The following is a 12,171-nucleotide window of genomic DNA, read 5'->3' as shown; positions in this document are numbered from 1 at the left end:
TTAACTGATCGGCATTACACCTCACGTGCTCTTTTTTAATTTGGTCATCGGTGTGATTTTATTGCCACCGATTCAATGCGCTTAGTGGCTATTTCTGGTTCGCTAATACACGCTCGACAGTATCAACAATTGCCTGCGTTTGTGGATCGAACTCAATGTTCACTTGGTCGCCTACTTCACGGCCGCCAAACAGAGTACGATTCAGTGTTTCTGGGATCAGGTGAACAGAGAAACGGTTCTCTTCCACTTCACCAATCGTCAATGAACAACCATCAACGCCGATGTAACCCTTACTCAGCACATACTTCATTGATTCTTGAGGCAGCTCAAACCAAAGCGTACGGTTGTTTTCTGTTTTAATCACATCGACTAGGTTAGCCATCAGAGTAATGTGGCCAGACATGCTATGCCCACCAATTTCGTCACCAAACTTTGCTGCACGCTCAACATTGCCTAATTAAAGTCTAATCATGGTAGTATGATTAAAAATGACGAGGGCTTTATGAGAACACCGAAGATACACGTTTATGCGCGTGTAAGTACACTTGGACAGGTCGAGTCTGGTTTATCGCTTGGCTTGCAAACTGACGACGACATGATAAACGAATACTGCCAGCGATACGGGGCAGAACTTGGGAAAGTATACTCCGATCACGGTCGAAGTGCTTTTCATCAAAAAAATCTCGCTGGTAAGCTCGGTGACTTCCTGACCGATATGGCTGACAAGAATAATCTCGACGTTCAAGCTGGTGACTATCTACTGGTTCGTGCTCTAGACCGTATCTCACGCGCAAACTTAGACGATGCATTCTTGTTATATCTTCAGATCATGCGTAGCGGTGTCTTAATATTAACAACAATGGACAACCGTGAGTACAAGCCGAATGACTCTGTTAGCCAGATACTCGCTACTCTTAGCTTCGATCTGGCAGGCGAAGAATCGCGTAAAAAACAAGCCATAACGCTTGCTGCTATGCGTAAACGTATTAAGCAGTACCAAACTGGTGAGCGTGCGCCGTGTGGCAACCCTTACAACGTCTCAACTGGACTCCCCTTCTATGCCTACGCAAAAGACAACGTTTGTTACATCGATGAGAAAAAATTTCAACTTGCTAAAGAAATCTGCCAAATGGCATTAGATGGCAAAGGCAATGTAACGTGCAGAAACTACTTAAGACAAAATGGTGTTGAGCTAACCGTTGATTCTGTCGCTAGCATATTTAAAAGCGAATGTCTTTATGGTGACAGACAAATAACGTTACTCGACTTAGATGCAACCAATAGACACCCTGAAAAGAAGAAAATCTACTCTACCTTCATATTGAAAGATTATTTTCCCGCAGCTTGTAACAAAGATGAGTTTCACCGAATTCGAGCTATCAAAGACAGCTACAAGATCCATGACAATCGTCGTGTTAGTTACTCAATACTTGGTGGTATCAGTCGCTTGTATTGCAAAGACACCGTTGCGTTAGGCTCTCGTGAAAATGGTGGCATCTATAAATGCTCTTCACCGGAATGCGCTTGTGGCTTCTATGCTAGACAACAGCTTTTAGATCATATTGTACTGTCATGTTTGTCTGAACATCAGATAGTACCCGTAGAACCAGACAAGATGAAAATTGAATCTATTCAACAACAAATCGGATCATACCAGCATCAACTTTCAACATTAAAGAAGATCATGTTTGATAATCCACTCGCATTCGATCTAGCTGATCAAGACCGTCTCAGTGAGCTATCAACTAAAATTCAAGAGCTTAATGATCAATTAACCATCGAACAAGAGAACCATGCTCATTCAAATTCATTCATTTCTTTAGACGACGTTAATAACTGGCGTGAAAAGAAAGAAGCTTACATTAACGGTTCAGATGAAGACAAATTGGAAGCACGAGAAATTGTTCAACGACTGGTCAAAGAAATAAGAATTGTAGAAGATACTGTAACCATTAAAACCATTGATAACAAAGTACATTGGTATTACATCCCTACTCCGTTAAACCGTAGAAAGAAAGCGTATGTAAAGCTATTGGTTACTGAGCAAGCTCTAGACATGCGTTCAATTAACAAAGCTTTGGACAAAGTCTGTTTTACCGAAGAAGATATTAAAAACGGCAAGCATTATTACCCACTTGAAGCGTATGCACCCGATTTGGTGACTGTCGCCATTAAAGCACCACCAAAAGAAAAAGATGAATTTGAGATACTGCTAGAGACCGTAACCGAACCGTTCGTATTCAAACGTCGTGTGCTTCTCTCTATGGGCTTGTCAGCAAATCAATATCAAAGGCACGCTTCTGTTGAAAAAGCCATTAAGAGCGGCTTTCATGCGGTTTCTGTCGAGTACACGAGCAAGAACTACAAATACCCGACTGACATAATCGTGTCACCACGAGAAATAACTACAGATGATATACACCGGTTACTTTGTATCCGATGTATATCTAAAATCGTTCGCCTTAATGACAGTTAGTTATTAGCTTAACTAACTGTCATTAAGGCATTTTGCCTACCACCGATGAACTAGTGAAACAAGCAACTAGCGAAACACTGAACGCCAGCTACTTTAAAGAGCATTTGAAGAGTCGCTATCTGTAAATAAAAATGGCTCGGCAGTGTTCAAGCTACCGAGCCTTTACCATTACTGGTATATCTATGCCACTGAAGCTGTTTTAGTTGTTGATTCTTCCTCTTTCGAATTGACTTCAGGAGTCGTTGCTACATCAACTACATTCAACATGTCTTTTTCTTTCTGCTCGATTTTATTTCTTTCTTTAGCATTTAGGTGTCTTAACAGTGGGCTTACTAAAGGTACGTTATCTAAACGATTAATCGCATCGGCTAATTTTGAACTTTTGTCAATCGCATCAATAATCGGATGATCTGAGTTGTTATAATCAGATATTAACTTGCCTGGGTTTTCGCTGTTAACTTGAAGCAAATTGAACAACAATTTAGTTCTTAACTCACCACTAGTGTCATCTTCGCCAATTGTGTCAATCTGATTTGACAAGCCTTCAAATGTTCGGCTTGATACTTCTTTATGTGTATACTCTTCAATTAGTCGTTTACTAAGCTTATAGCTCTTGTTTGATGAGTAAGCAACCCATAGGATAGGAGCGTAAACAGGTAGCATCATAGAGTAAATCATCGGAGCGTCTTGAATAACGGAGGTAAACTGCTCACTCAAAAATATTACTCGAACCATACTAAATGCGACTGGCAACAAAGAACATACTATCAACCAGCGAATAGCTTTATTAAACGAAATTTCATGTTTGTCTAATTGTTCTTTTTCAACTTTAATTTTGTCGATATATGCACCAGAAAGACCAGCCGTAAGCGCATCGGGAAGAAGTGATTTTATCTGTTCAACAATTGAACTATATTGCTTTTCACCTTTTGATATGAACGACTCCACCCCTTCTTGGTATTGGCCTTCAATTGAGTCTAGTTTTTCATTGTATCTTTGCTCTACGCTCGAAACTTCTTCGTTTAACGATGCAACATCATTTTTAATTTTAGAATAAGCATCTTTGAGTTCGTCTTTTAAGCCAGCTTGTTCGACTTCTTCACCATTGTCATCTTCATATGTAAAGCCAAAGACTTCACCATGAAGAGTGTCAAATTCACTTTTCTGTTTAGTTGCATTACTAAGCAAAGATTTCAATTTACTTGCAACCAATTCGGTATTGGTTACTTGTTCTGATAACGACTCGACTTTCACCGCCAAGCGATCTTTCTCAGTAACTAAACGGTTAAGCTCCAATAGAGCTTCGTCAATTTCTGCTTTAGACTCTAAGTACTGATCATGATATTGAGCTATTGATTCTGATTTATCGAAAGCAGTAGACCCATGCTCTTTGATAGTTGCCAGATTCGAGTCTGATTCATCTTTCAATGAAATTACAAGCTCATGAGCATCTTCAACGCTTTTGTAAATGGCATCAATCTCGCCCAAGCGTTCTTCAGCTTTGTTTTTTACTTCGGTGGCTTTATTCCTAGCTCCCAAAGCTTTGGAATAATGCTCTGGTGCGTTCTGCTCTAGCAACTCAAGCTGTTGATTAGTCTTTTCTAATTTCGCTTTAAGATCATTAATCTCTGTCCAGAGATACTCTTTCTCTTTGTTTAGCTTTTCTGTTAGTCGGTCTTCTGTAGTCAAAAACAAAGCTATTACCCCACCCTATGCCACCACATTAGTATTTATGTATTTTCCATCAATTCACGTTTAAAATCAAAAGTATGAGCAAATGAACACCAAAAGCTAAGACTACGTTCGCTTTAGGCAAGGTGATAGAGCCGTTTATCTGTCTCATATTTTTTCATAACGTCAATACCCCCATAAATATCTCCAAAACAGGAGATGAAAATGAAACTTAGACCACGTCAATCACACAGCCTAGATGCTTATCTTACAGAAGCGAATGCACTAGCGGTTAAAAAGCTATTGAAAAAACACTCAAAGACAACCGCCAAGGTAATCAATCGTAAACTCAGTTCATTACTGACACATGTACTCACTAGCTTATTTGAACCGAGTGAAGCCACCCTACTATCTCGCCAGATACACGGGTATTCAACTACTCTAGTCTCATCTTTTGAGGAGCTACAGCGCACAGCAAAGATGGTTGAGACCGACTTGAACAACGGTACATCATCGAACTTAGCCAAGAAGCTAAAACTACTGTCTATTGAAACTCGCCAACTCATTTCCCAATTGTTGAGCATTCTTGAAGACTATCGTCGAGCGAATACAAAAGGCGGTAAGTTAACTTTAAACGGCAAGGTCGATTTAAAGCTCTACGCTCAGACAGTTCGAAAGCTAGAAGAAATGGAACAGTTCTGTGATCACACTTCGAAAGCAGCGGCATTTCTAGCAGTAGACAACGTAGAAGCTGCGAGAAAACAACTACAGCCAATAATCAAAGCCAAACTGTAACCCCTCTAGCCCTCGCATCACGTCGAGGGCTTTTTCATGCTCAAAAACCTGCTCAGAAACTCTATATAAATACTTGCATATGAGAAATGCATCTTCTCATGCACCCCACGATTCCTACTAGTGAGCCGCGCTAGTGGTGCGAAAAGCGGCAATTCTAAATTTACAACATAGAGGCAATAACATGAAAAATGCAGGCGGCAGACCAGAACGGTTTGATGAGATAGCCAGTGCCGAACTGGCTATCTTGTCTTGTCTCGGTATTAAATCAGTTAGTTCATTAGCTCGTGAGAACAACTGTTCACGGAACACAGTAACCAAGTATGTGAATCGGTTTAAAAAACGTTTAGGAGTACTTGGTTATGCAAATTAACTTGAATCACGTTCAACGTGATAGTTCAAACAAGTGGCTTGCTAGTGCGGTTCTTGATGCCATTCAGTATCAAGTTCCTGAAGCGTTTCAAGCTTCTTGTCGTGTTGCTGGTGGACTTAGTCAATGGTTAGACGAAGAAGAGCTTAAAACGTTGTTGAATGCTCATGAAAACGAATTAAAGCAAGTTAGACAACATGCTGAGAATGAACGACTCAAGAAGAACAAAGAAGAGTCTCAAGTACTCTATGCCTACGACAAAACAAACGATGATCTTAAATTCGCTGTTGGCAGAACAACACTAGACAGTGAACAAATGACTTTTACTAATTCTCAGTTCAAGAACTGGGTTCAACGTCAGTTAGATCGTAATGACATTACGGTGTCACAACGAGAGGATTTAATTGGCGCTAATTACTGGCTAACGAAAGCCGAGCAAATAACTATTAGAAACGGGATTTAAATATGTACTTCCAAGAATTAAAAAAAGCAGCGTCTGCTTTAGATGGCAAGTTTTTCTATAGCGTTGTTAGCCGATTAGCAACTCTTGAAAGCCAGTCAGAAAACAGCACAAGAGCTTATCAGGCTATGTTTGAAAGTGCTCTAGAGCTTAAAACCATCAATCAACTTTCAAATACTGAACGTCGATTCGGTACTAAAGGCACAATGGAAGATCTTGCAGATGACATCAAGTTCTTACTTCACGGCAAACACTTCGACCAGTTCATGCGAGAGAACTCGCATTACGCAAGTATGCCAAAACCAGAAGTAAAAACAGATAGTCGAGCCTTTCAAGGCTGGCTTCAAGCCCGTAAACCCAATTTAGTGGTGTAGATATGAAAACAAAAGAACAGAAATTCAAAGAATTGGAAACAGCTTTAGCCACTGCTAAATTGAAGATCGAACGACTTGAAAATGAGCAAGAGTGCCAAGAGCCAATTGTATCAAGCATCGAAGTTGAACCAGTTGAGTTAGTGTCGTTTAAACAACACTGCCGTTCTAAAGATGATGAAATTGAAAGTAGTAATTACTTGTCAACTGGTGTGGCCGATTCTTTAACTGAATTACGTTGGATGGTAATCAACTGTCAAACTATCGCTCAAGCTATCGAATATGAAAAGCAGTTGATGAGAACTAAAGCCGTTAACACTTCAGACAAGTACACTGGTCAGCTTGCTCGTGATGTTGCAAAGAAGTCAGTTCTTGGTTCTAAAGTCGCTCCCCAGCTAGCCGTTTTCAACGCTCTCTTTGAGTTAGACCGACTTCAAGAAGAAATGGATATCACGGAGTTTGAAGAGTATCTATTGAATCATGATGCTACTTCATTACTTGATAGTTCAACGGCTAAGTTGTCTGATCTAGTAGCTTTGAGAAAAGCAAGAATGAATGGTTCTTTTGAGCAAATCGAAGAGATAATCGACAAGATTTTGGATGAAGAATAGTAAAGCGAGCTGATGCTCGCTTTTTTTAGGTCAGTATTATTATGAATTGGCTCTACATAATCTAACAGCTTGTACTAATCATCATTCATAGAGAAATCAACTACCAAATCAATCTCTTTCCCATTTCTTAATACTGTCAAAGTACTCTTTTCTTGGCTAGTAGGGACTGCTTGAAGTAGTTTATCTACATGTTTCTGATTTCGCACCATATTACCATCTACTCCGACCAATATATCACCCGCTAACAAGTTCGCGTAAAATACTGGAGTCCCTTCGATAACGGTTCCTACTAACACACCTGTGTTACGGCCTATATTTGAGCGTTGTTCTGGTGTCAAATCCTTATAATGGAAGCCAAATTTGTATTTAAAGTTTGATTTTACAAAATAAGCAGCTTCTTGATCGTAACGATGTTGAGTACTTGATACTGGTACTGCTTTTGTTCCATGCGTAGTTGTTGTAGCACTGTATGTGCCTCTGGCATTCGTGCTGTATACACTGCCATTTGTATAACTCGTCTGTGTATCAGGCAAGAACAATGTAGTGTTAACGGTCTGTGTATCAGTATATTCTGATGTAACTAACACAACAGTAGCACCAACCTGTTTAGCTTGTGCAATTGCATAGTCTGTTGATTGATAACCACCGTTGAATGATGAGTACCCAATCAATAGGTATCGCTTTGACTCTAGAATTTGAACGTCTCGCTCAATGTTATCAGTTTCATAAAGCTCTGGTGTCTCTCCATCCTTCAAAATCTCTATCTCTGCAATATCGTTAGTGTTAACAAGTGGCGTATAGAATTCTTTGTACCCATTGGATGCGCAAGCCGTAAGCATAAGTGACAAAACGACCGATATAATTTTTTTCATTTCAAACCTCATGATATATGAGCCGAGCATTCTCACAGAAAAAGCTATGGATTCAAGATTTTTCTCATCAACAACGGCTAAGGCTTTGTTGCTATGAGCAAAAAATATGTTCGACTCGAAATATCAATTCATTGATCCCTATGAAAGTGCTATTTACACTGACAAGGCATTACTAAAGCGGTCAAATAGTGAACTAGTATCGATGCTGTCGCCTGCTGCTGTGTAAGTATTGTCTTGATACCCTTTTATTGAGCTTCCCATATCTCGATTGTACATTGCACGATCAAGTGGTATCAGTTCAGTAAATGTCAATTCAAGCTCTATACCAGACGGGTCGCCTGCTGTGCCTCTAAACGTACGCCAGTACTGATCTGGTGTTCTGTTCAACTTCACCGATGTAATACCAGCTGGTCCAAAGATAAATCTTGGCGTGTATCTTTCTGCATTTGAATCACTAACCTCTTCAATGAACCATACTGGTGGCGTTTTCAAAAGAGTTGCATATTTGTCGAGTCCCTTTTGAAAATCAGCAGTCAGTGAATCACGGTTTACTAGACCATCTTGAATCTTGCCTTTGACTGGTAGAGATAAGCTGTAGAAAGTCTTTATGATAGAGCCGACTGTTTTGAGTTCATCAAGTGACTTGGGATGAAAGACGTATGTAAGCGTCTGTTGACGCTGTGCCGTCCCTTTGTAAGCTGATACTGTTGCATTATCAGTAACAATGCTACTGTTCTTCTCAAGCTGCTGTGCTGCGTTATTTTGTATGTATGAGCGTTGTGCTTGCCCAACCAATGCGCCAGCTCCAGTCTTTGCGGCTTTTACACCTTTCTGAATACCGTCACTAACCGAATCTGCGCCTGCAACTGCTACCGCATCGGCTAGAAAGTCAGAAAGGACAGTCGATGATGTACTATCAAATTCATGTTGAACACTTTCAACAACACTTGGGGCATAAAGTGCAATTGTTGCCATTAGCTCTTGTGAAATTACTGATCTTTCGACGTTTTTTTGTTGTGATGTAAACGAGCTACGCATGTCTGTATAGTGCTGCTTCGTAGTACTAGCCATGTCGTAGGCACGAAACATGAAAAAGTTAGAATGACCGCTTTCAGCACCAATATTCAAAGGGTAAGCCAATGCAACAACTTGTTCTTTCTCTTTGTACTCGTGCGGCTCTGTTACCTCAACAGTTTGAACTTCAGCCACACCACCCATTTTACTAATTATTTTAGAAATACTCATACTGCCCTACCACTCACGCATGTATTTTCTGAACTGCCCTGGTTCAGATGCTAGATCAAGTAAGTCTTCATCAGTCCAGTTTTTGATTGCACACATCAAATTCTCAAAGTAATCAAAGTCACGTTCAGTTAAGCCTTTAGCTCTTGTTTTATCGGTTTCGTGTATTAAACCCCATAGTCTTTTGACAAGTAGTTCTCGGTCGATTTGATTTTCAGAAAGATACGTTTCTGGGTCGGTAATTTGACTTGATAGTAAGCTTGGACAAAGCATTGAAGACACCTCTTGTTAGTTCGATGTATTTATTACTTTCATACAGACGAAAAAAAGGCAGTCGGAAAGACTGCCAATTTAACTAACACGAGTTTTAACGATTATAGACACTCATATTTATACGTTTCAACACCAGTCAAACATCTCTAGAATCGATTCTAAGCGAATTTAAAGTCACATCCAGTAAAACATACCACTAGCCAGTTAAGACCGTCTTAGAATCGCATTGACGAGCAATAGCCTGCGCTATACAAACCAGTAATCAATCAAAAGCTAAACTGTCCGGTGGCACGAAGTGCTGCCGAAAGACGGTGACTGCGTAGCAGTCTCTTAGTCATCCAGTAGAACCACTTCAAGACCATCTACTTGTACAAGCGAAGCGATAACAAAGTGAGCCGAAGGCGAACGGGCGAAGCCCTAATTGAAGACCTTGTGAAACCACGTTCCAAGAACGACCGATTAGCCCTTCGGGCGGTCGCTTCGCTCCCAATTTTCTTTTTGTTGTCTTCCCTTGAACTCTCGTTCTCTATCTCGTTGCTCGTGTTAATGTTCCCCTTGAACCCCAACCTCCAACCTATTGTTTTTATTAGACTTACAGTGCTAAAACGTACTCGAAAGTGTACTTAAAGTGTACGTCAATATGTACGTGAGATTTAGTTAAAATGTACGTCAAAACGTACTCAAAACTTAGTCAAAATGTACTTCAAAATGTACGTTAAGCTATGACCACCCCACCCCTCATCTTGTCTATTTGAAAATAATTTCAACTTTTTTCACTCAAACCATCGATCACCGAACTCAGTTCTTATAAATAAAAGTGTAGAAACAAGAAAAGAGAGAATGATGAGAATGATGAGAATCAAAAAGCCACGTAGAACCCCAGAACAGAAGCGAGTCATCTACGACTTGTACTTGAACAGCGAATTGACCATCGATGAGATAAGCAAACAATACAAAATATCAACATCGACTATCTACAAAATCGTGAGAGAAATTGAAAATGAGAGATAAGGCATACTTAAAAGTCAGTGTCCCGATAGCTATAGCTGAAGCACTACTTCAACTACCTGAATACAATAATAAATCAATTACCCGAATCATTGCAGACTTAACTAACACCAAACTATCTAACACAAATTCCAAAGAGAATAGAGAGAAGAAAAATGAATCAACCATTAACTAAAAAAGCAACACTATTCACCAATAACAATTTGATTCAAGTTCGCTTGCAAGAAAAAACAGGTCAACGTTCATATAAAGACTTGGTCAGACGTGTGACTTTGAAGAAAACAGACAAGTTAAATGTTCGCTCGTTACTTGAATATGATCGAAAAGATAAACAGATTAATTCAAAGCATGATCAACTATCTAAGAAGGTTTCCCGTAAATTACATAACAAGTCTAATCTGTATACGGCAGTTACTGGCAATTACTTTGTAGTTCTCGATGCAACTACCGCTCAAGTTCTATTTGCTGATATCAAGACACACGAAATTGAAATTGCTTGTGTTAAGCACGTCGATAGTAATGATCTCGGTGACGTACACAACGGCGATGCGAAAAGCGTACACGGAAAGCTGAAAGAAACTTCGACTCTTATGCTTAATGATGAACTTAGCTTCAATACGATACTCCAGAATGCTTGCGATACATTCGGGCGTTCTAGAGATGAAATACTTTCGATTATTGAAAATCACATAGAGAGAAAACAAGTGACCGAATCTAAGCCAAAAAGAATATCTGTTGAGTCAAGTCTTACTATAAACTGGCAAGTAGAAGAAATCGAGTTAGTTCTTGAAGATGGTCAAATTGATGCTTTGTTTGAAAGTAAAGCTGAACCTATTGAACACCAGATCGACAACAAAATAAAGTCACTAGCCATTAACTACAATCGTGACTTACTCAAGACAATCAAACCGTTAGTTGAATCTGAACACATCGAAGATCTTGAGCCTGTCGTGAAGTTACTTGATAAAGGCATGAATATAGCGCCTAAACGATTTACTCTTGAGAAAATCATTCATTGCTATCCCTTGATGTTCGATGACAATAATTTTAGAAACACTGAGAAAGTCATAGCTGAAGAAGAGTACCGACTAGCAAGCGAAAAGCTAGCCAACAAAGACTGGTCTGAAGAAGAACAACAATTCGAACAGCGTGAAGTATGAAAACACTAGTTATTAACAACGAGTTCGGCGGTGGTTACGGTGACGTGGCATTATCACTCTATTCTTTGAAAGAATTGATCAACTCCGCCGCTAAACAGTACGAAGTTCAGTTGTACGTTAGAGTCATAGAATATCTAGAGTTAGTCAAAATCCTTGTTGAACTACTCGATCTACCAGTGACAGTGCTTGATTTCCAAGGCTATGCTATTGAATCTAGCTTTGGCGATATTCAAATACGGTTTCACACACCAAGCAATGAAGAACAACTTGAACTAACTTGGCAAGACAATGTAAATGGGAGTTCTGAGCGCATAGCAATACCAGACTTTCTTAGGCTCAAAGACTGCTACGAGTCTATTGTTCCGTTGCTCTGCGACAAACTCGATGTTTCGCATATCAAATCAAGCTGCAACAAGTCTCTAGTTGGTCGTGCTGCCCTATTCCACATCAACGAGCATACAAACCGCTCTAGTCGTTGTGTATCGTCTGGGTACTACGTGAATATTATCAATGGAATGCATGATCTCGGTATGATTGATCGTGTATATCTGACCGTTCATGATGAGAACCATTACGTAAAAAACTTGCTTCCAAAGCTCAGAGCCGATTGTATTGTTATTGAAGAGTCGCTTAGAAACGTTCTAACGCTCATTAGAGAAGAGTTACCGCTTATTGTGACTCACAGTACTGGAATATTGCATTTGGGCGCACTGCTCGGCTGTAGAACGATAGAGCTATGTCCACCAGCAAAGCCCGAGATTGAAACAGAGATATGGCATCCACCTACTTGTGACTGTAACCACTCTGTTTTTTATGACAAAAGTGAAATTGAGGTGCTTTGTGATGTCAGTCAGTGGGAATGAAG

The 12,171-nt window shown here is 39.9% G+C and carries 12 protein-coding genes and 2 pseudogenes; 9 read left to right on the top strand and 5 right to left on the bottom strand.

Annotated elements, in window-relative coordinates; all coding sequences use genetic code 11:
• Positions 1-88: 88 nt before the first annotated feature.
• Positions 89-451, bottom strand: a pseudogene (locus AB4167_RS17395) (riboflavin synthase subunit alpha); the annotation flags it as partial.
• A 51-nt stretch (positions 452-502) separates the two neighbouring features.
• Here AB4167_RS17395 and AB4167_RS17390 point away from each other — a divergent pair.
• Both AB4167_RS17390 and AB4167_RS17385 read left to right on the top strand, forming a co-directional pair.
• Positions 503-2,476 carry a recombinase family protein gene (locus AB4167_RS17390; protein WP_372136832.1) on the top strand — a complete coding sequence of 658 codons (1,974 nt, stop codon included), beginning with the start codon at positions 503-505 and terminating at the stop codon, positions 2,474-2,476.
• A 26-nt stretch (positions 2,477-2,502) separates the two neighbouring features.
• Positions 2,503-2,601 (top strand): annotated as a pseudogene (locus tag AB4167_RS17385) (carboxypeptidase); the annotation flags it as partial.
• A 55-nt stretch (positions 2,602-2,656) separates the two neighbouring features.
• Here AB4167_RS17385 and AB4167_RS17380 read toward each other — a convergent pair.
• Positions 2,657-4,165: a hypothetical protein gene (locus AB4167_RS17380; protein ID WP_372136831.1), complete on the bottom strand. Its 1,509-nt coding sequence runs from the start codon at positions 4,163-4,165 to the stop codon at positions 2,657-2,659.
• Positions 4,166-4,372: 207 nt separating this feature from the next.
• On the opposite strand from AB4167_RS17380, the gene AB4167_RS17375 reads away from it, so the two are divergent.
• From AB4167_RS17375 to AB4167_RS17360, 4 genes are all read left to right on the top strand, one after another.
• Positions 4,373-4,942 carry a hypothetical protein gene (locus AB4167_RS17375; RefSeq protein WP_372136830.1) on the top strand — a complete coding sequence of 190 codons (570 nt, stop codon included), beginning with the start codon at positions 4,373-4,375 and terminating at the stop codon, positions 4,940-4,942.
• 359 nt (positions 4,943-5,301) lie between these two features.
• A complete protein-coding gene (locus AB4167_RS17370) occupies positions 5,302-5,772 on the top strand; it encodes a hypothetical protein (protein WP_372136829.1) in 471 nt (156 codons plus the stop codon).
• A 2-nt stretch (positions 5,773-5,774) separates the two neighbouring features.
• Positions 5,775-6,143, top strand: coding sequence for a hypothetical protein (locus AB4167_RS17365; RefSeq protein ID WP_372136828.1), 369 nt, complete (start codon positions 5,775-5,777; stop codon positions 6,141-6,143).
• A 2-nt stretch (positions 6,144-6,145) separates the two neighbouring features.
• The gene (locus AB4167_RS17360; RefSeq protein ID WP_372136827.1) at positions 6,146-6,751 is read left to right on the top strand and encodes a hypothetical protein; all 606 of its coding nucleotides are present in this window, start codon (positions 6,146-6,148) and stop codon (positions 6,749-6,751) included.
• A 74-nt stretch (positions 6,752-6,825) separates the two neighbouring features.
• Here the strand turns inward: AB4167_RS17360 and AB4167_RS17355 are convergent, their stop codons facing one another.
• From AB4167_RS17355 to AB4167_RS17345, 3 genes are all read right to left on the bottom strand, one after another.
• Positions 6,826-7,623: a PDZ domain-containing protein gene (locus AB4167_RS17355; RefSeq protein ID WP_372136826.1), complete on the bottom strand. Its 798-nt coding sequence runs from the start codon at positions 7,621-7,623 to the stop codon at positions 6,826-6,828.
• A gap of 153 nt (positions 7,624-7,776) precedes the next feature.
• Positions 7,777-8,868 (bottom strand): baseplate tail-tube junction protein, encoded by a 1,092-nt coding sequence (locus tag AB4167_RS17350; protein ID WP_372136825.1) that lies wholly within the window; start codon positions 8,866-8,868, stop codon positions 7,777-7,779.
• 6 nt (positions 8,869-8,874) lie between these two features.
• The gene (locus AB4167_RS17345) at positions 8,875-9,138 is read right to left on the bottom strand and encodes a hypothetical protein (RefSeq protein WP_372136824.1); all 264 of its coding nucleotides are present in this window, start codon (positions 9,136-9,138) and stop codon (positions 8,875-8,877) included.
• Between the two features lie 849 nt (positions 9,139-9,987).
• On the opposite strand from AB4167_RS17345, the gene AB4167_RS17340 reads away from it, so the two are divergent.
• The 3 genes from AB4167_RS17340 to AB4167_RS17330 all read left to right on the top strand — a co-directional run bounded on the left by AB4167_RS17340 (position 9,988) and on the right by AB4167_RS17330 (position 12,169).
• Positions 9,988-10,149: a sigma factor-like helix-turn-helix DNA-binding protein gene (locus tag AB4167_RS17340; protein WP_273992087.1), complete on the top strand. Its 162-nt coding sequence runs from the start codon at positions 9,988-9,990 to the stop codon at positions 10,147-10,149.
• 152 nt (positions 10,150-10,301) lie between these two features.
• The gene (locus AB4167_RS17335) at positions 10,302-11,306 is read left to right on the top strand and encodes a hypothetical protein (protein ID WP_372136823.1); all 1,005 of its coding nucleotides are present in this window, start codon (positions 10,302-10,304) and stop codon (positions 11,304-11,306) included.
• Positions 11,303-12,169 (top strand): hypothetical protein, encoded by an 867-nt coding sequence (locus AB4167_RS17330; RefSeq protein ID WP_372136822.1) that lies wholly within the window; start codon positions 11,303-11,305, stop codon positions 12,167-12,169. The genes AB4167_RS17335 and AB4167_RS17330 overlap by 4 nt, the downstream gene beginning before the upstream one ends.
• Positions 12,170-12,171: the final 2 nt, after the last annotated feature.

The organism is Vibrio sp. 10N.286.49.E11 (genome assembly GCF_041469505.1).
In the GTDB taxonomy this organism is placed as follows: Bacteria; Pseudomonadota; Gammaproteobacteria; order Enterobacterales; family Vibrionaceae; genus Vibrio; species Vibrio crassostreae_C.
This window is presented reverse-complemented; position numbering and strand designations above follow the sequence as displayed.